The sequence below is a fragment of the Haloprofundus salilacus genome (assembly GCF_020150815.1).
GTDB classification, from domain to species: domain Archaea; phylum Halobacteriota; class Halobacteria; order Halobacteriales; family Haloferacaceae; genus Haloprofundus; species Haloprofundus salilacus.
Genome location: NZ_CP083723.1, coordinates 2,685,178 through 2,704,075, shown reverse-complemented (window position 1 = coordinate 2,704,075; position 18,898 = coordinate 2,685,178). Strand labels below are relative to the sequence as shown.

General features: G+C 65.8%; 19 protein-coding genes. 10 read left to right on the top strand and 9 right to left on the bottom strand.

Annotated elements, in window-relative coordinates; translation table 11 throughout:
• Positions 1-40: 40 nt before the first annotated feature.
• Positions 41-2,809, bottom strand: coding sequence for an alanine--tRNA ligase (gene alaS, locus LAQ58_RS13970; protein ID WP_224448056.1), 2,769 nt, complete (start codon positions 2,807-2,809; stop codon positions 41-43).
• 110 nt (positions 2,810-2,919) lie between these two features.
• On the opposite strand from alaS, the gene LAQ58_RS13965 reads away from it, so the two are divergent.
• Positions 2,920-3,438 (top strand): TspO/MBR family protein, encoded by a 519-nt coding sequence (locus tag LAQ58_RS13965; protein WP_224448055.1) that lies wholly within the window; start codon positions 2,920-2,922, stop codon positions 3,436-3,438.
• Between the two features lie 198 nt (positions 3,439-3,636).
• Positions 3,637-5,961, top strand: a complete 2,325-nt coding sequence (locus LAQ58_RS13960; RefSeq protein WP_224448054.1) for a GAF domain-containing protein — start codon at positions 3,637-3,639, stop codon at positions 5,959-5,961.
• 26 nt (positions 5,962-5,987) lie between these two features.
• Here LAQ58_RS13960 and LAQ58_RS13955 read toward each other — a convergent pair whose 3' ends face one another.
• Positions 5,988-7,013, bottom strand: coding sequence for a threonine aldolase family protein (locus LAQ58_RS13955; RefSeq protein WP_224448053.1), 1,026 nt, complete (start codon positions 7,011-7,013; stop codon positions 5,988-5,990).
• Positions 7,014-7,269: 256 nt separating this feature from the next.
• Between LAQ58_RS13955 and LAQ58_RS13950 the strand changes: the two genes are divergently transcribed.
• Complete coding sequence (locus tag LAQ58_RS13950; RefSeq protein ID WP_224448052.1) at positions 7,270-8,355, top strand: aminopeptidase; 1,086 nt, start codon at positions 7,270-7,272, stop codon at positions 8,353-8,355.
• Between the two features lie 146 nt (positions 8,356-8,501).
• Here the strand turns inward: LAQ58_RS13950 and LAQ58_RS13945 are convergent, their stop codons facing one another.
• Entirely contained in the window at positions 8,502-9,023 is a 522-nt protein-coding gene (locus tag LAQ58_RS13945; RefSeq protein ID WP_224448051.1) for an ester cyclase, read from the bottom strand.
• 163 nt (positions 9,024-9,186) lie between these two features.
• Positions 9,187-9,645, bottom strand: a complete 459-nt coding sequence (gene lrp, locus LAQ58_RS13940) for an HTH-type transcriptional regulator Lrp (RefSeq protein WP_224448050.1) — start codon at positions 9,643-9,645, stop codon at positions 9,187-9,189.
• Positions 9,646-9,771: 126 nt separating this feature from the next.
• Here lrp and glnA point away from each other — a divergent pair, with 126 nt between their 5' ends.
• Positions 9,772-11,142: a type I glutamate--ammonia ligase gene (gene glnA / locus LAQ58_RS13935; RefSeq protein WP_224448049.1), complete on the top strand. Its 1,371-nt coding sequence runs from the start codon at positions 9,772-9,774 to the stop codon at positions 11,140-11,142.
• Positions 11,143-11,157: 15 nt separating this feature from the next.
• Here glnA and LAQ58_RS13930 read toward each other — a convergent pair whose 3' ends face one another.
• The 3 genes from LAQ58_RS13930 to LAQ58_RS13920 form a co-directional block, all read right to left on the bottom strand.
• Positions 11,158-12,075: a phosphatase PAP2 family protein gene (locus LAQ58_RS13930; RefSeq protein WP_224448048.1), complete on the bottom strand. Its 918-nt coding sequence runs from the start codon at positions 12,073-12,075 to the stop codon at positions 11,158-11,160.
• A 25-nt stretch (positions 12,076-12,100) separates the two neighbouring features.
• Positions 12,101-13,360: a YihY/virulence factor BrkB family protein gene (locus LAQ58_RS13925; RefSeq protein ID WP_224448047.1), complete on the bottom strand. Its 1,260-nt coding sequence runs from the start codon at positions 13,358-13,360 to the stop codon at positions 12,101-12,103.
• A gap of 97 nt (positions 13,361-13,457) precedes the next feature.
• Positions 13,458-14,582: a tRNA (guanine(26)-N(2))-dimethyltransferase gene (locus LAQ58_RS13920; RefSeq protein ID WP_224448046.1), complete on the bottom strand. Its 1,125-nt coding sequence runs from the start codon at positions 14,580-14,582 to the stop codon at positions 13,458-13,460.
• Positions 14,583-14,686: 104 nt separating this feature from the next.
• Between LAQ58_RS13920 and LAQ58_RS13915 the strand changes: the two genes are divergently transcribed.
• Positions 14,687-15,130: a VOC family protein gene (locus LAQ58_RS13915; protein WP_224448045.1), complete on the top strand. Its 444-nt coding sequence runs from the start codon at positions 14,687-14,689 to the stop codon at positions 15,128-15,130.
• Between the two features lie 61 nt (positions 15,131-15,191).
• Complete coding sequence (locus LAQ58_RS13910; RefSeq protein ID WP_224448044.1) at positions 15,192-15,548, top strand: hypothetical protein; 357 nt, start codon at positions 15,192-15,194, stop codon at positions 15,546-15,548.
• 38 nt (positions 15,549-15,586) lie between these two features.
• Here LAQ58_RS13910 and LAQ58_RS13905 read toward each other — a convergent pair whose 3' ends face one another.
• A complete protein-coding gene (locus tag LAQ58_RS13905) occupies positions 15,587-15,739 on the bottom strand; it encodes a hypothetical protein (RefSeq protein WP_224448043.1) in 153 nt (50 codons plus the stop codon).
• A 172-nt stretch (positions 15,740-15,911) separates the two neighbouring features.
• On the opposite strand from LAQ58_RS13905, the gene LAQ58_RS13900 reads away from it, so the two are divergent.
• Both LAQ58_RS13900 and prs read left to right on the top strand, forming a co-directional pair.
• On the top strand, positions 15,912-16,724 hold the full coding sequence (locus tag LAQ58_RS13900; protein ID WP_224448042.1) for an HVO_0234 family beta-propeller protein: 813 nt from the start codon (positions 15,912-15,914) through the stop codon (positions 16,722-16,724).
• A gap of 85 nt (positions 16,725-16,809) precedes the next feature.
• A complete protein-coding gene (gene prs / locus LAQ58_RS13895) occupies positions 16,810-17,661 on the top strand; it encodes a ribose-phosphate diphosphokinase (RefSeq protein ID WP_224448041.1) in 852 nt (283 codons plus the stop codon).
• Positions 17,662-17,670: 9 nt separating this feature from the next.
• On the opposite strand, the gene LAQ58_RS13890 is transcribed toward prs, so the two are convergent.
• Entirely contained in the window at positions 17,671-17,925 is a 255-nt protein-coding gene (locus tag LAQ58_RS13890) for a DUF8151 family protein (RefSeq protein WP_224448040.1), read from the bottom strand.
• Between the two features lie 96 nt (positions 17,926-18,021).
• Between LAQ58_RS13890 and LAQ58_RS13885 the strand changes: the two genes are divergently transcribed.
• Positions 18,022-18,252 carry a DUF7860 family protein gene (locus LAQ58_RS13885; RefSeq protein WP_224448039.1) on the top strand — a complete coding sequence of 77 codons (231 nt, stop codon included), beginning with the start codon at positions 18,022-18,024 and terminating at the stop codon, positions 18,250-18,252.
• Between the two features lie 2 nt (positions 18,253-18,254).
• A complete protein-coding gene (locus LAQ58_RS13880; RefSeq protein WP_224448038.1) occupies positions 18,255-18,872 on the top strand; it encodes a uracil-DNA glycosylase in 618 nt (205 codons plus the stop codon).
• Positions 18,873-18,898: the final 26 nt, after the last annotated feature.

Genomic DNA, 18,898 nt, shown 5'->3' with positions numbered 1-18,898 from the left:
GTCTGCGAACCGTCGAAGACGGAACGTCCGTTCCGTTCGCCTACGCGTTCAGGACGTTCCGAAGCACGTCCGGCGCTTTTTCGAGCGCCTCGTCGAGTTCGCCGGTATTCGGGCCGCCGCCTTGTGCGAAGTTGGCTGGGCCGCCGCCGCCGCCGCCGACCATCCCGGCGAGTTCGCCGACGACTTCGCCGGCGTTGATGCCGACGCCGTCGGGGACGCTCACGACGAACTGGGCGCTGCCGCCCGCGCCGCTGCCGAGCACGGCGACTTTCCCGTCCTCGGAGAGCGCGTTGGCCGTCGCGCGGAGCTCGTCGGTGTCGCCGTCGAGCCGCTGGACGACGGCCGGAGTCCCGCCGACGTCTATCTCCTCGGCGTCGGCCGCGGCGCGCGCCTCGGCGAGCTCCTCCTTGAGGCGGTTTATCTGCTTGCCGCGCTCCTTCCACTCGGTGAAGAACCGCTCGGCCGTCTCGGGAACATCCTCGGGGTTTACGTCGAGCTCCTCGGCCGCGTCGTACAGCGAGTTCTCCGTCTCCTGCGTCGCGCGAATCGCGGCGTCGCCCGCGGCGAAGACGATTCGCTCGACGCCGTCCTGCACCGGTTCCGTCGAGAGGATTTTGATGGTGCCGATGTCGCCGGTCCGCTTGACGTGGGTGCCGCCGCAGGCCTGTATGTCGTCGGCGACCTGGATGAGCCGAATCTGCTCACCCGGCGGGATGCCGCCCTGGTAGAGGTCGAAGCCGTACTTCTCCTGGGCGTCGTTGCGGTCGGGCCACTCCTGTTTCACCGGGATGTTGTCCCGAACGAGGCTGTTGGCGACGCGCTCTATCTCCTCGACCTGCTCGCGCGTGAGACGCTCGTAGTGGGTGATGTCGAAGCGCGACCTGTCGACGCCTTTTTGCGCGCCCGCCTGCCGGACGTGGTCGCCGACGACCTCTCGGGCCGCGTAGCCGACGATGTGCGTCGCGGTGTGGTGCTGCATTAGACTGCGGCGACGCTCCATGTCGACCTGTCCGCGGACGAACTCGCCCTTGCCGGGGTCCGCGTCGGTCCGGTGGAGGATGACGCCGTCGCGACGTTGCACGTCGGTCACGTCGACGGAGCCGTCTTCGGAGGTGATGATGCCGTGGTCGGCGGGCTGCCCGCCGCCCTCGGGGTAGAACATCGTCTGGTCCAACACCACGTCGTAGCCGTCCTCGCGCTCGAACACGTCGAGGACGACAGCTTCGAACTCCGACCGCTCTTGGTCGTCGTAGTAGAGTCGCTCCGTTTCCGGGAGGTCCGCGAGCCGTTCGTCGCGTTCGGTCGCCTCCTCGTTCTGCTGGGGCGTGTCGTGGCGCGCGGCGACAAGCGAGTAGAAGTTGTCGGGAATATCCACGTCGACGTCCCGCTCGTCGGCTATCTCCCGCACCATGTCGGGCTGGATGCCGTGGCTGTCGTACAGTTCGATGAGTTCGTGCGTCGGAATCTGCTCGCCCGTCTCGGCGAACTCCTCGGCCAACTGCCGGACGCGTCGGCCGCCGCGGTCGAGCGTCTCCCTGTACTTGCGCTCCTCGGTCCGGACGATGTCGCGAATCGTGTCGCGGTTCTCGTAGCCGAGGCGCTTGGCCTGCATGTCGACGAGTTCGTCGAGCGGCGCGTCGACGCCGACGTTGTCGACGAGCCGTTTGGTCCGGCGCAGCACCATCCGCGAGAGGTAGCCCGTCCCGACGTTCGAGGGGACGATGCCGTCGCCGAACATGTACGCGAGCGTCCGACAGTGGTCGGCGATGGCGTAGATATCTTCGAGCGGGCGCATCAGCGTCGTCAGTTCCGCGGCGTCGACGTCGAGTCGGGTCGCGATGTCCGAGCGCGCCGTCTTCATGTCTTCGGCCTCGTCGATGTCCATGGCGCCCGCCAGTTTGGCGGCGCGGTGGACGAGTTCCTCCTCCTCGTCGGTGTGGTCGATGCCCGCGTTCTCCTTCAGGAACCGAATCATGTCGGGGTAGACGGCCTCGTACACCGTCGGCGTCCCCTGACTCATCCACGTCCAGCGCTCGAGACCGTACCCGGTGTCGACGATGTACGTGTCCATCGGCGAGTAGCGATTTCCGTCTTTGAGTTCGTACTCGCCGTCGGGATCCTGTTCCATCGACATGAAGACGAGCGTCGCCAGCTCCGCGCCCTTGTAGATGACTTCGATCGCGGGTCCGGCGTTGCCGCCGCCGACCCACGGGTCCTCGATGTACGTTATCTCCTCGATGTTCGCGCCGAGGCTCTCGAAGAACTCGTCGCAGTACTTGACCGTCTCGTCCTTCCAGTACACCTCTCCCTCGTAGGCGTACTCGTCGCCTACCTCCTTGCGGGCGTTGAACGCGTGGTGGGCCATCATCTCGAACGCCATGGTGTGGCGGCCCGTCTTGCCGACGTTGTCGATGTCCTGCATCCGGATGCAGGGCTGGCTGATGCAGAGCGGGTTCGCCGGCGGCGGCGTCTCGCCCGAGGTGACGAGTGGTTGGAAGTCGTAGATGGACGCCTGCGTCAACAACACGTCGTCGCGCCAGCGGTTCGCCGCGACCGGGTACGGTTCGATGCGCGTGTGGCCGTTCTCCTCGAAGAAGGAGAGGAACTCCTCGCGCATCTCCTCCATCGTGTGCGACTCGGCGAAACCGGGGTCACCGATGAAACTATACTCGTCGCACGGCGGTTCGCCGCACGTCTCGCGGTCGTGGTCCCGCGTCCAGAAGTGGGCACCGCAGGAGACGCACTCCTTGCGCTCGAAGTCGTTCTCCTCGAAATAGTCGAGGCGATACTCCGATTCGAGACTGCTCATTGGTTCTGTTTGGCCCATGACCGGCTAAAAGGGTTCGGGAACGACTGGCGGTCTCTTGCCGCCGATTTGTCGGGAGAAACGTTAGGGCTCCGGCGCGCATCACAGCGACTATGGAGAGCACACAGATCCGAACGCTTCCGGACGGACGCTCGCTCGCCACGGCGCTCGGGTTCGTCGTCCTCGTCAACGTCGTCGGCGCGGCGCCGGCGCTGTTCGCCGGCCCGGACACGGCGTGGTTCGCGTCGCTCGAAAAACCGTGGTTCTACCCGCCTTCTGTAACCTTTGCCGTCGTCTGGACGGCGCTGTTCACGCTGCAGGGGATCGCCCTCTGGCTGCTGTGGGAGCGCCGTCGCTCCTCGAACGTCCGCGCCGCCTACGCCGCCTTCGCCGGGCAGTTCGTGCTCAATCTCGCGTGGACGCCCGCGTTCTTCACGCTTCAGATGCCGCTGGTCGCGCTCGGCGTCATCGTCGCGCTCTGGGTCGCTCTCGCTGTCACCGTTGCACTGTTCGCCCGCGTCGACCGCCGCGCGGCGGCGCTTCTCGTCCCGTATCTCCTTTGGGCGTCGTTCGCGGCCGTCCTCAACTTCGAGATTTGGCGACTGAACGCGTCGTTCGTCGCAGTGGGGTGACCCGCCCGCCAAACACCGCGCCTGATTGTCGATTTTGCGCCTTCTAACGGCTGTAAACGTCGTTCTCTCTGTACGAGCTCCCTTCTATGAGTATTTCTCGTACCCCTGATATTATTCGGAATTGTTATATTGGTGCTGAGACACGCACAGCTAATACGATTTCATATGGTTCCAAACTCGTCGGTTCGGGTACTCCTCGTGGGAGACACCGTCGTCGAGGACATCGAAACAGTTCTCGACGCCGACGACACGCTCACGGTTCGACGCTCTACCCCCGACGACACCGGTGCGAATCTCGCCGACGTCGACTGTCTCGTTTTCGTCGGCGCGTTCGACTCCCCACACGCTGCGCGTTCGGTCCCGACCGTGCTCTGTACGGACGACCCGCCGGAGAATGTCGACAGCCCCCACCGATACGATGCGTTCGTCTCCGCGTCCGATCCGACGACGCTCCCGACGCAGATTCGGTGGGCGATGCGCCGAAACAGCGGCAGCGAACGTCGCCGAATCGCGCAGTTGCACAACGGAGCGGCGTCGCTCATCGCCGCCCGTACCGCCAACGAACTGTACGAATCGACAGTCGACATCGCGCGCCGGATTCTAGCGTTCGACACCTGCTACGTCGGCGTCGTCGAACCCGATTTGCCGACCGAACCGTCGGAACCCGGCGTTGCCGCCGACGGCAACACCGACGCCGTCGTCCCGAAGGCGATACAGCCGCCGTCGGCGCACGTCGACGTGCTCCCGCTGTCGCGGGGTATCGCCGGCGAGACGTACCGGACCGGCAACTCGTTCATCGTCGACGACCTGCAGTCGCACCCGCTGGCCGAACCGTCGGAACCGACGTACCGGTCGGGCCTCAGCGTCGCCCTCGGCGACGACGCCGTCTTTCAGGCGATCGCGACACAGACCAATGCGTTCGACGAGACGGACCTCAACCTCGCCGAGTTGTTGGTGACGTACGCGACGGAGACGCTGTCGCGTATCCGCTCGGAGGAGGCGCTGCGACAACGGCGTGAAGATATCACCCGACTCCACGAGGCGACGACGGAACTCGTCGGGTGTGCGGACGAAGACGAACTGTATCGACGCACGATTGCGACCGCCGAAAACGTCCTCTCGCTCGACTCGTGTTACGTCCGAACGGTCGAAAACGACCGGTTCGTCGTTCGCGCGGAGTCCGAACGCACGCCGCCGTGGGACGTCGCTTCCATCCCCTCCGACCACGGTATCACCGGTCGAACGCTGCTCGAAAGCCGGTCGTTTCTCGTCGAAGACCTGTTAGACGACGAGCGAGCCGACCCCGTCGACAACGGCTACCGCGCGGCGCTCAGCATCCCCATCGGCGACGCGGGCGTGTTTCAGGCGCTGTCGGCGACGCCCGGCGCGTTCGACGAACAGGACCTGGAGTTCGCCGAGATTCTGGTCTCGTACGTCCGCACGACGCAGTCGCGAATCGCCTCCGAACGGGCGCTTCGCGCGCGAGAGCGGGAACTCACCGCCGAGCGGGACCGGTTCAGCGCGTTGTTCGAGAACGTCCCCGACGCCGCCGTCGCCTACGAGTTCGTCGACGGCGACCCCATCGTCCGCCGCGTCAACTCGGCGTTCGAGGAGACGTTCGGCTACGACGCCGAGGCCATCGTCGGCGAGAACGTCGACGAGTACCTCGTCGCCGACGACGAGCGGGACCGTAACTCCGCCTCGCGGCTCAACCAGCGGCTTCAGGACGGCGAGAGCCTCCGCAGCGAGTGTCGGCGTCTCACAAGCGATGGGCCGCGCGAGTTCCTCCTGCACGTCGTTCCGCTCGCTATCGGCGAGACGAACGTCGCCGGGTTCGCCATCTACACCGACATCACCGAGCGGACCCGTCGCGAGAAGCGCCTCGCCAGACAGAACGAGCAGTTAGAGGAGTTCGCTCACATCGTCTCGCACGACCTCCGCAATCCGCTGTCGGTCGCCGTCGGCCACCTCTCGCTTCTGCGCGAGAGCGGTTCGGAGGAGTCGTTCGATGCGGTCGAGCGCTCACTCGGCCGGATGGACGATCTCATCGACGACCTGCTGTCGCTGGCGCGGGCGGGCCGAACCGTCGAAGAACGCACGCCGCTCGACGCCGCCACCGTCGCCCGAACCGCGTGGAGCGGCGTCGACACCGCCGACGCTACGCTTCGCGTCGACGAGGCGATACCGGTCGACGCCGACGAGAGCCGACTGCGAGAACTGTTCGAGAACCTCTTTCGCAACGCGGTCGAACACGCCGGGGAGGCGGTCTCCGTCACCGTCGGCTCCGTCAACGACGGCTTCTTCGTCGCCGACGACGGTCCCGGCGTCGCCGCCGCCGACCGCGAACGCGTCTTCGAGCAGGGCTTTTCGACCGGCGGCGACGGCATCGGCGTCGGTCTCTACATCGTCCGGACCGTCGCCGAGGCGCACGACTGGTCGGTCACCGTCTGCGAGAGCTCGGAAGGTGGGGCGTGCTTCCACTTCGTCACCGACGATACGGGCGAGGACGCCGACGAACTCTGAACAGAAAGCGCCTCTCCCCCCCGATTTTACGCCGACTCGACCGCTGCGGCGATGCGGTCGACCGCCTCGTCCACGTCGGCGGCCGAGACGTCCCAGTTCGTGCAGAGTCGGACGGTCGTCTCCCCGAACGCGCCGCAGGCGACGCCCTCGTCGACGCAAGCGTCGACGAACTTGTTCGCGGTGAGTCCCGCTCCGCCCACGTCGACGACGACGATGTTCGAGTCGGGCGTCGGCGCGCTGAGTCCGTCGAGGGCATCGAGTTCTGACGCGAGCGTTCTGGCGTTCTCGTGGTCCTCGGCGAGGCGATCGACGTTTTCGAGCGCCAAAAGGCCGGGTGCGGCGATGATACCCGCCTGCCGCATGCCGCCGCCGAGCAGCTTTCTCGTTCGTCGGGCGCGGTCGATGTACTCCTCGTCGCCGGCGAGTATCGACCCGACGGGCGCGCCGAGTCCCTTCGAGAGACAGAACATCACGCTGTCGACGTTTTCGACGAGTGCCGTCGGGTCCTCGTCGAGGGAGACGGCGGCGTTGAACACGCGCGCGCCGTCGAGGTGGACCGGCACACCGAGGTCGTGGGCGGCTTCCGCCGTAGCGTCGATATCCTCTTTGGAAACGGCGACTCCGCCGCGACTGTTGTGCGTGTTTTCGAGCGTCAACAGGCCAGTACCGGGTCGGTGGAGGTCCTCTTCGACGTAGCGCTCGCGGATTTGCTCGGGCGTCGGAACGCAGCGCTCGCCGCAGTCGATGGTCCGGACTTGCAAATGTGACAACTGAGCGATGCCGCCGAGTTCCCACTTGACGACGTGGGCCTCCTCGTCGCAGAGCAGTTCCTGGCCGCGCTCGGTGTGGACGCGGATGGCTATCTGGTTGCCCATCGTTCCCGAAGGGACGTACAGGGCCGCCTCCTTGTCGACGAGGTCGGCGGCGCGGCGTTCGAGTTCGTTGACGGTCGGGTCGTCGCGGTAGACGTCGTCGCCGACGTCGGCGTCGCGGGCAGCCTCGCGCATCTCCTCGCTCGGCTTCGTGACTGTGTCGCTGCGGAGGTCTATCACGTGTCGGCGATACCCGCGCACAGAGAAATAGTCGGTGGTGGCGGAAACGGGGGAGTGAAAACGACGAGCGAATCGGCTGGGGTGGACGTGGTGCGGTGCTGTGCGGTCTCTCGGTGCGCCTGGCAGCAGGAATCAGCATTCCCACTCCTGGGTTCCGTCGTGTCGTCTCTCCATTGCCCACTCACTTCAGAAGAATCACGAAACCAATGCGACAACTCCGAAAACCGTATCCACCCGCCAGAAGAACCCCCGAGCCATGGACCCGCGCATCCGCGAACACGCACAGACCATCGTCGACCACTCGACGGACATCCAGGCAGGCGACGACGTCGTCGTCCACATGCCGAGCGAGGCCGAGGACCTCGCCGTCGCGCTCCACGAACTCATCGGCGACCGCGGCGCGAACCCCATCTACCTCGCGAACTCCGACCGCGCCGAGCGCGCGTTCATCCGCGCGCGCGAGGACGACTTCGACACCCCCGCGCACAAACTCGCCCTCTACGAAGAGATGGACGTCTACATCGTCGCGCGAAGCGGCGGCAACGTCTCCGAGAAAGCCGACGTGGACCCCGAGACGAACGCCGCGTTCCGGCGGGCCGAACAGGAGGTACTCCACGAGCGACTCTCGAAGACGTGGTGTCTCACGCAGTACCCGACGGCCGGCCACGCCCAGCTCGCGGGGATGAGCACCGAGGGCTACGAGAACTTCGTCTGGGACGCCGTCACGCTCGACTGGGACGCCCAGCGGGAGTTCCAACAGCAGATGGTCGACATCATGAACGACGCCGACGAGGTGCACATCCGCTCGGGCGAGGAGACGGATCTCACGATGAGTCTGGCGGGCAACGAGACCATCAACGACTACGGCGAGGCGAACCTCCCCGGCGGCGAGGTGTTTACTGCACCCGTCAAAGACAGCGTCGAGGGCGACGTCCACTTCGACATGCCGCTGTACCGCTACGGCCGCGAAATCGAGGGCGCGCGCCTGAAATTCGAAGAGGGCAAAGTCGTCTCCCACAGCGCCGAGCGCAACGAGGAGCTGTTGACGAGCATCCTCGACACCGACGAGGGGTCGCGCTACCTCGGCGAACTCGGCATCGGGATGAACCGCGCCATCGACCAGTTCACCTACAACATGCTGTTCGACGAGAAGATGGGCGACTCGGTCCACATGGCCGTCGGCAGCGCTTACGAGGAGTGTGTCGGCGAGGAGAACGACCTCAACGAATCTGCCGAGCACGTCGACATGATCGTCGACATGAGCGAGAACTCGACCATCGAAGTCGACGGCGAAGTCGTCCAGCGCAACGGCACCTTCGTCTTCGAGGACGACTTCGAGTAGGGCCACGCTGTTTTTGGTCCAGATTTCACGAGCGAACGCTAGTGAGCGGGTAAAAGGAGGAACTGGTAGAATCGACTCGCGCGCCTCCCGGTGACGGCGTCCGTCTCGGAACGGGCTCGGGGAACGAAACGCGGTCCGTCGCGAGATTACGCGGCTCCGTGACGAGAGCGGTCACTTCGTCGACTCCCGAGACGAGAGCGTAGCCGCAGTCCCAGGAGACGGGCGAACGCTCGGGGTGAGTCGGGAAAGAGCCCGAGCTGGTCGAGAAACTCCATGCGGTCCCAGATAGTCCACATCTCGACGCACCGACCGTCCTCGAACTGGGCGAAGTTCGACCCCGGTAGCTCGAAGGAGTTACCGGTCGCGGGAAGTCCCGCGCTCGCGGCCGCCCCGGTCTGCGTTCCACGCTGGGTGAACCGTCCGGCGACCGTTTCACCGGCTTCGAACACCTCGTCGAGGTCGGCCTCGAAGTCTGGGACGACCCCGAGACTCTCTTCGAGGTACGTCCGGTAGGCGGTGCGCCCTTCGAACGTGCCGAACGGGGTGTGGACTACCGCGTCGGCGGCGAACAGATCGTTGTACGCTGAGAAGTCGCCGGACCAGACCTCGCCGACGATTCGCTCGAAGCGGCTCGTGTTCGTCTCTCTCGCTGATTCTGCGTATGTCATACGAACATACGAATTAGTGCCGCGACGAGATAGCTCTTCGCGGAGTTCGCCCACACACTCGGCGTGCCGCGTTCGCACAGGCTGTCTGCGGACTCGCGGGTGTCTCCCGTCGCTCACGCTCGACGTAGTGTACGCGGTATTTGCGCCGAAGAAGGAGTCGCGCCTACTCGTCGACGTCGAGTTCGAACTGCTGGTTCTCGACGACGGCGTTGAGCACGACGCTCGTGTTCGACTCGCGGATGTCGGTGTCGGTGAGCAACTCCTTGATCTGCCTGTTCATGCCGTCGGTGTCGGTGAACTTGCCGATGGCGATGACGTCGTAGTCGCCCGTCACTTCGTACACCGAGATCATCTGCTTCTGTTCCTGCAGGCGCTCGGTGATGTCGGGGAGCGCGCTCCCTTCGACTTTCAACTGGATGACCGCCGTCACGTCGTACCCCAGCGCGTCGTAGTTGACGACGGGCGTGTAGCCTTCGACGACGCCCTCCGCCTCCAGGTCACGGAGGTGATTCGAGATGGTCGTCACCGATACGTCGAGTTCTTCGGCGAGACTGCGGAGGCTCGCGCGTCCGTCGCCGAGCAGTGCATTGATGAGTTTTGCGTCGAGGTTTTCGTACGTCATTACACCCACGCACACACTGGGGACATTAGAATTTAACGAATATCCAATTATAGCTCGATGGCGGGTGTTTTGCGGTAAGCGATAACGTCTTTATACTGGGTGTACACGCATAGCCTGTCCAGAAACATGACGGACGAAAACGCATCTCCAGACGGAGGGTTGAGCACCGAGGCACAGCATGTCATCGACGAAATCGAGTCGAAGAACGTCGATTTCCTCCGCCTCCAGTTCACTGATATTCTCGGTACGGTGAAGAACGTCGCCGTCCCGGCCACGCAGGCCGAGAAGGCGTTCACCGAAGGCATCTACTTCGACGGGTCGAGCATCGAAGGGTTCGTCCGCATCCAGGAGTCCGACATGCGTCTCAAGCCGGACCCGACGACGTTCGCGATTCTGCCGTGGCGGCAACACGAGGGCGGCGCGTCGGCCCGCCTCATCTGCGACGTCATTAACACTTCCACGGGCGAACCGTTCGAAGGCGACCCTCGCCACGTCCTCAAAAGGGCCATCGCCCGCGCCGAGGAGATGGGCTACGAGATCAACGCCGCCCCCGAACCCGAGTTCTTCCTCTTCGAGGAGGATGAGGAGGGCCGCGCGACGACGAAGACCAACGACGCCGGCGGCTACTTCGACCTCGCGCCGAAAGATCTCGCCTCCGACGTCCGTCGTGACATCATCTACGGTCTCGAGTCGATGGGCTTCGAGATCGAAGCCAGCCACCACGAAGTCGCCGAAGGTCAGCACGAGATCAACTTCGAGTACGACGACGCGTTGACGACGGCCGACAACGTCGGAACGTTCCGCACGGTCGTTCGCGCCATCGCCGCCGAACACGACCTCCACGCGACGTTCATGCCTAAGCCCATCGCGAAAATCAACGGCTCGGGGATGCACATCCACCTCTCGCTGTTCGAAGACGGCGAGAACGCGTTCCACGACGACGACGACGAGTTCAACCTCTCCGAGACGGCCAAGCAGTTCCTCCAGGGTATCCTCGAACACGCACCCGCCATCACCGCCATCTGCAACCCGACTGTCAACAGCTACAAGCGCCTCGTCCCCGGCTACGAAGCGCCCGTCTACGTGGCGTGGTCCGACCGCAACCGCTCGGCACTCATCCGCAAGCCGGCCGCGCGCATCCCGGCGGCGAGTCGCATCGAGGCGCGCTTCCCCGACCCGTCGTGTAACCCGTACCTCGCGTTCGCCGCACTCATCCACGCCGGTCTCGACGGCATCGAGAAGGGTCTCGAAGCGCCCGAACCCGTCCGCGAGAACATCTACGAGTTCGACGAGGTCAAACGCGAGGAGTACGGCATCGAGACGCTCCCGTCGAACCTCGGCGAGGCCGTCGCCGCACTCGAGGCGAACGAAGTCATCCAGAGCGCGCTCGGCGACCACATCTGCGAGAAGTTCATCGAGGCGAAGAAACAGGAGTACGACGAGTACCGCATCGACGTCTCCCAGTGGGAACTCGACCGCTACCTCGAAACGTTCTGAACGCCGACGGTCGAATCAGGCCGTCCCAGACGTTCCATCGCCGCTTTTTTCGCTGTCGATACGCGCTACGACCGCCGGGAGTGCGACGAGAACTGAGATGCCCGCCGCCCCCGCGACGAACGAGACGACTAGTCCCGGTTCCGTGAGGTACGCGCCCACCCACGGTACCCCAGAGAGGACGACGCCGACGACGGCGACGGGAAGTGAGACGGTCGTTCGGAAGGCGTCGAGACGCCGCCACACGACGCCACCGGCTATCGCCGCTCCCAGCGCCGTCGCGACCGGTCCGAGTTCCGACGGAACGCCGCTGTACACAACCGCCGCGAGTCCGACCGCGGCGGCGACCGCGGCGACGCCGAACGCGCGGGCGGGGTCGCCGTTGGCGACGCGGAGCGCTACCGCGAGATAGGCGACGCCGACGGCGACGCCGACGGCCACGTCCACGAGGTAGTGGACGCCGAGGACGAGTCGCGCGAGACAGACGAGACCGACCAACGTCCCCGCCGCGAGCGTCCGCTTCCGCCGGTTCCACACGTCGAGCACCGCCGCCGCGCTGCCGTAGGCGACGGTCGTTCCGATGGCGTGTCCGCTCGGGAAGCCGAAACCACTGCCCGTGGCGACGTTGAGATACACCGCATCCAGCGCCGGCGGCAGCCACGGCGGGATAGACGCCGTCCCGGCGTCTGGGGGCCGTGGGAACGCGAACAGCGCCTTCAGTGCGAGCGTCATCGCTAACGCGCCGATAGAGAGCGCCACCAGCAGCGCCCCGGCCCGGCGCGGGTCGCGGGCGAGTCGCTCACCGGCGAGCAGGTACAGGAGACCGAACGTAGCGAAGAGAAACCACACGTCGCCGAGCTGTGTGACGAGCGCGAACGCGGCGACGACCGGGTCCGGAAGGTTCGAGAGCGTCTCGGTGAATCCCAATCCACGCATTGGTCGCAGTTACGGCGCGACTCGCTTAGGAGCGTCGCTTGCGGACCCAGTCTGCGGCCCGGCCCGGGACGCCCAGCGCGTTGAGACCGACGCCGACGACGACGAAGATGACGTAGAGCCCGAGCGTCGACAGGAAGATGATGAGCATCGCCAGCACGGCGACCAGCGGCGCCTCGCCGAGGTAGTAGAACGCGCCGAGCGTCAGCACCGTCCCGTAGAGCAGCACGAGGTACGGTCCCCAACCCCGGGCTTTCCCGCGGCGCATCCGCCCGCGAACGTAGCGTTTCAACTCCGCTTCGAGCTCCGGTTTCTCGACCGTTCGCTCCTTTACGTCCGACTCAAAGGAGTCGAGTTCCGCCTGTAGTTCCTCGACCCGACGCGACAGTTCGGAGATGTCAGGCGCGCCGCTCGGTTCTACGTCTTCGTCTCGTCGTGCCTCCTCCTCGGACATGTCGCTCGGTTTTCTCTGTCGGTCCCCTTCCTGTTGTACCTGCCGGTCCGTGAGACGGTTCGAGAGAACGGCATTCACCACCGCGCCGACGAGGATGATGGTGCCGCCGAAGTAAAACCAGGTGAGGAGGAGCAGAATCCCGCCGAGGAGTCCCCCGACGCCGCTGGACGCCGCGGCGTAGATTCCGAACACCGCGCCGAGAATCGACCACCCGACGGCGGCGAGCACCGTTCCGGGAACTACCTCTCGCGGCGTGACGCCCACGTCGGGAAAGACGTAGTACAACGGGAAGAAGGCCGCACAGAGCGTCAAGAACAACAGAATCGGACTGATGAGGCCGATGTAGGGAATCGGCAGCAGCGCGACTGCTGCTCCGACGGCGAACACGCCGACGACGCCCGCGCCGATGGCGCCGACGACGATGAGACCGTCCTTCAGTTGGTCGGTGATTCCGCCGGCCTCGGAGCCGTACACCCGCGAGAACGCGGTGTCGACGCCGCGGAACAGTTTGAGCGCACCCCACGTCGTGAGCAGGAGACTGACCACTCCGATACCTCCTTGCGACGTCTGGTCTTCCAGCGCTCTGTCGATTGCGCCCTGCGCTGACGGGACGAGATACTGCTCGGCCAGCGATCTGACCTCCTCCTCCAGCGCCGCGCCACCCACGAGACCCGCGAGGACGACGGCGAGCACCAACAGCGGAATCAGCGAGACGAACGCGTAGTAGGAGATGCTCGCGGCCAGAAACGTCACTTCGCGCTCCTGTACCTCTGCTAAAACGGTTCGCGTGGTGCCGACGAACCCGCCAGTCGAGTTGGGAGATACCGATGACACGTCTCACTAGTCGATAAACTGCGACAAGTAACCCATGGGCCGTCTCACGGCGCGAAACTGCGTCTCTGGTTCCGAACAGATCCATCACCCGACCGGCTCACTCCGGCCGCGTCGCCTCGCGCATCTCGGCGACGCTCGCGTTAGTCTTGAACGCCGTCCCGCTGTAGTGCGCGTGCGACGCCTCGAAGCCCGCCACCCGGAGGTCCGAGAGGAACTCGTCCATCGCGTTCGCCGAGCGGTTCCACTGCTTGCAGAGTCGGTGCTGGTCGTAGTGGGTCGGTTCGTCGAGTTCCTCGGCGATGGTCGACAGCATCCGCGTCGCGCGCTTCTTTGTCCCCATCTCGTCGTCGAGGTGCGACCGAACCGACAGCGCGAACTCGCTGTCTGCCGTCGGTCCGAGCCATATCGGCCCAGCCGAGAGGAGTCGATTGCTCCCGCAAGCGGGGCACTCCTCCGGCGGGTGCGACAGCAGGCCGAACTCGTGGCTTCGTGTGAGACAGTCCTCGCAGCTGTGGACGTAGCCCAACTCCTCGACGAGCGCGTCGGCGCTGGTCGCGCGGTGGTCGAGTTCGAGGTACGTCCGCGCGTAGTGGCGCGACACGTGCGAAAGAATCGGCTTCGCGGCGATATCGTAGCGCGCCGCAGTGCGAATCAGCGCCGACAGGAGGACGCGAAGCCCCATCTCGGCGTGGAAGTCGGTGTTCTGCGGGAGCGTCGAGTACTTCCGGATGCCGCTGTTCTGGTGCGCTCCGCACAGTGGCGCGGTGTCGGTGGCGGTGACGCAGACCAGATTTCGCGCGTTCGACAGCGCCGCGTCCGCGAAGGGGATGGGCGTGCCGAACGGGTCGATGTCGACCACGTCGTACACCTCGCGGTCTTCGTAGAGGAGGGCGTTGACGTTGCGTTCGAGTACCTCGCCCGCCAGATCGTTCCGCTCCAGGTTCGCCCGCGCGAGTTCGACCGCCTCCGAATCGATGTCCGCGCCGGTGACGCGCCAGCCGTCGGCGGCGGCGCGCACGGCACGAATCCCGCTGGCGGTCATCGCGTCGAGGTACGTCTCCGCGCGTGGCTCTCGTTCCTCATACGCGCGGAGCGCCGCTACTGTCACGTCCCGGTTCAGCTCCTGCGTCGGGTTGAAGAACACCCCGTCGCCTGCCCCCTCGCTCGCCCCATCGCGGGAGTCGGCCACGTCGATGTCGACGCCACCTTCGCGTATCTGCATACCCCGAGTCGCCCGGCGGCGGCGAAAAGTGACGCGGTCCGAGGGCGGTCGCGGCCGCCTCGAACACGGCAGATGTTTTCTCGCAACCCGCCGTGTGTCGGTCCGTGAACGACGACTCCACCGACCCCGACACTCGCGATTACGACCACGCCGACCCCGACTGCACCGGACACCTCCACCACGTCGAACTGTACGCGTCTGACCTCGACGCGTCCACCCGATTTTGGGCGTGGCTGCTGACCGAACTCGGCTACGAACCGAAAGACGAGTGGGAGGGCGGCCGGTCGTGGGTCAACGGACCGACGTATGTCGTCCTCGTCCACGCGGACGACTCCGCCTCGCCGTTCGACCGCCGAGCGCCAGGATTGAACCACCTCGCGTTCCACGCTGCCTCCCGAGAACAGGTCGACGAACTCGCGGCGGGCGTACGCGAACGCGACGATGCGACGCTGCTCTACGGGGACCGGCACCCGTACGCCGGTGGCTACTACGCGCTCTACTGCGAGGACCCGGAGGGAATCAAAGTCGAAGTGGTCGGGCCGGAGTGACAGCCGCCTCGCCGCCGCCCGCACCGAACTCGTTTTGTGGGGTCCCTGAGAATCCGGCGTCGTGAACGGCGTCGACGGCGACGACGACTGGCAGGCCGCACTCGCGGAGGCCGGCAAACTCACCCGGCCGGTAGTCGAGACGCTCGTCTCCGCGCACGGGACACGCGCGACGCAGGCCATCGACGCTGTCTCCGAGCGTCGGGTCAAGCGCTACCGGGATTTCACCGTCGTCGTCGGCTACGCCGAGGAGTACGTCGTCGAGGAGGGGAGCTGTACCTGCAAGGACAGTTCGTACAATCTCGACCCCGACGACCCCGACCAGCGGTGCTGGCACGCGCTCGCCGTCGACATCGCCGACGCGCTCGAACTCGTCGACCACCACGACATGTGGTACTCCGACGTCCGCGAGTTCCTCTGAATCCGCGCCGGGAGCGGTCGACTGCACCGAACCGACGGTCAACTGTCGCCGAGTCCCCGCACCTCGAACTCGGCGCGCTGGCAGTTGGGACAGCGTTTCACCCCGTACGGACGCAGCGTTCCGTCGTCGCGCTTCTCGCCGGGGAGCGCTCGGTTGCAGTGCTTGCAGACGAGGAGTACTTTCTGAGACATCTGGTTCCGTGTGACCGCGAGTTCTCTCGACCCACACAGTGCGTGCTATTCTCTTACTATTCTCAACTGTCCTGACGGTTCAACTATTCTTCAATGGAGGCCCTTTCAACGGCAATCGAGTTGCTAGTTTCGAGACGGAACGTTTTCGCTTCCCCCTGCCGATTACGGACGTATGCCAACAATCGACGAAAAGCGGGTCTACGCCGACAAAACCGGCAAGACGGAGCTGTTCGTCGCCACGGCGCTCGGCGTCGTCGTCGCCGACGTCTCCGACGACAGAATCGGCGGGTTCGGCATCGAACACCGATGTACCGCACTCGACGTCGCCGGCGAGGGCGGTCGAATCGTCGTCGCCACCGATGAGGCGGTACTCCTCGACGACGGCCACGGCGAGGGGTTCGATGCGACGGGGTTCGGGTCGGCAGTGGCCGTCGGATTCGACGGCGACGCGTTGCTCGCCGCCGCCGACTCCGGCCGCGTCGCGCGTCGTCCCGTAGACGCCGACGAGTCGACGACGTGGACGGACCTCGGCGAGGTCGAACACCCGCGGGCGATAGACGGACCGCTCGTCGCGGCCGCCGACGGCGTCCACCACGTCGACGCCGACGGTCTCTCGCACGTCGGCCTAAACGACGCGCGCGACGTGTCGACGGCGGGCGTCCCGCTGGCGGCGACGGGTTCGGGGCTGTACGCGCTCGGAAACGGCTGGATGGACGCGCTCTCGGGATCGTTCCGCGCTGTCGCCAGCGACGGCCGACGCGCCCACGCCGTCGGCGACGGCCGCGTCTTCTCCCGCACGGACGACGGGTGGGAGGGCGTGGACGTGCCCGTCGACGGACCGGTCGTCGACGTTACCCACGGCCCGGCGACGTACGCTGTCACCGAGTCGGGGACACTGCTGCTGGACGCGGGCGACGGCTGGCGCTCGCAGACGCTCGGTCTCGACGGCATCGCGGGCGTCGGCGTGCGAGTCGTCGAGGAGTGACGGAAGACGGCGGACGGTAGTCGGTCGACCGCGGCGGTGCAACGGTAACGAAAACGGGTTTAGGGCGGGGCGAGGAGACGCAACCATGATCGTTTCCGGTTCCACCTCACAGGCGCTGTCGGCCGCCCTCGCCGCCGAGACGGGCGAGCCGCTGGCCGTCGCGGAGTACGACCACTTCCCCGACGGCGAACTGCTCGCGTCGATTCCCGAGTTCGACGACGACCGTGCCGTCGTCGTCTGCGCAACCACCTCCTCGGACGCCCACCTCGAACTGCTCCAGTTACAGGACGCCGCGCGCGAGGCGGGCGCAGAGGAGGTCGTCACCGTCCTCCCGTACATGGGGTACAGCCGACAGGACAGCGCGTTCAAGACCGGCCAACCGATTTCGGCGCGCGCCGTCGCCCGTGCAATCAGTTCCGGCACCGACCGCGTCGTGTTCGTGACGCCGCACGAGAAGCGCGTCGCGGACTTTTTCGACGTTCCCTGCGAGACGGTCGACGCCTCGCCGCTGCTCGCCGATCCACTGCCTGAGACCCTCGACGACCCGCTGTTTTTGGGTCCGGACGAGAGCGCTGAGGACCTCGCCGAGTGCGTCCGCGACGTCTACGGCGCGGGCGACACCGACTACTTCGAGAAGACTCGCGACTACGACACCGGCGACGTGAGCGTCGAACCGAGCGACGCGTCGGTCGAAAACCGCGACGTAGTCGTCGTCGACGACATCATCGCCACCGGGTCGACGATGAGCGAGGCGGTCGGCGCGCTCGCCGACCGGGGTGCGAACGATGTCTTCGCCACCTGCGTTCACCCGGTGCTCGCGGGCAACGCACGGACGAAGCTCGCCGCTGCGGGAATCGAAGCAGTGTACGGTACCGACACGGTCGAACGAGAGGTGAGCGCCGTCAGCGCCGCGTCCGTCGTCGCCGACGCGCTCTGAGTTCCGAGACTATTCGCCGAGACGTGCGAGCAGTCGCCGCCCGCGGGGGAGCGCTTCGGTGAACCCCATCAGATACGGGCCGAAGTAGAACGCCATCAGACCGATGACGGCGAGCCAAAGCGCTAGTGTGGTGTCTCCGGCAGCCATCGTTTCGAACGCGAGCTGTTCAATGTAGACGCCGGCCGTCGAGAGGACGGCGGCGCCGCTGGCGAAGAACAGGACCGAGAAGAACTCCGGCAGCAGTTCGAGGACCGATTCGAGCATATCCCCTCCCTCTGTTTCTCTTCCACCTCACTCTTTCGTTCTCGGAGGCGGAGGCGAGAGCGAAACCGTTTTTCTGGTCGCTCGTGGAGCGGGTGTATGACCGGCCGTTACGGCAACATCGACTACCCGCGATTGACCAAATCCGCCTTCCTCCTCGGCGTCACTCTGTTCGCGGCGGGTGCGCTCGCCGAACTCGTCGGACACGCCGCGTTCGGGACGCTCCCGGGGTGGCAGAACACGCTGTTTCTCGACATGGAGATTCTCGGCATCGCCGTCGCCCTCCTCGCTCCGCTCCTCTTCGGCGTCGTCCTCCCGCTGACGGAGTAGCGATGCCCGACCACCCCGACGAGTGCGAAAAGAACGTGCTCGAACCGGGGTGTTCGCGCTGTCCGGCGCTCGTCGAGTCGCGCACCTGCATCTCGTGGGGGAACGGACCCGTAGACGCCGACGTCGTGGTCGTCGGCGAAGCGCCCGGTGCGGGTGACCCCGACGCCGAGACGTGGAAGGGCGGCAACCACACCGGCTTCGCGTACACGTCGAGGCACTCCGGTCGCCGCGTCCGCTCGTTGTTCGAGTCGCTCGGCTACGCCGATCGGACGTACTACACGAACGCGGTGAACTGCTTTCCGGAGGGCGACGACGGGTCGAACCGCGAACCGACGCGCGAGGAGCGCCGGAGCTGCCGAACACACCTCGAAACCGAACTCGGACAGGTCTCCCCCGACCTCGTGGTCACGACCGGGAAACACGCGACTGCGACGCTGCTCGCGTTCGACGGAGAGATACTCGGCGGCTTCCTCGACCGGGTGCTGGAGCCGTTCGACTCCCGAACGCTAGAGGTTCGCGTCCTCCCGCTTCTGCACCCCTCGTACCAGGAGGTGTGGCTCTCGCGGTTGGGTTACACGCCGGAGAGGTATCGCGAGGCTATCGCCGCGCACCTCCCCTGAGTCGTCCGACGCCCGCTCGCCTACTG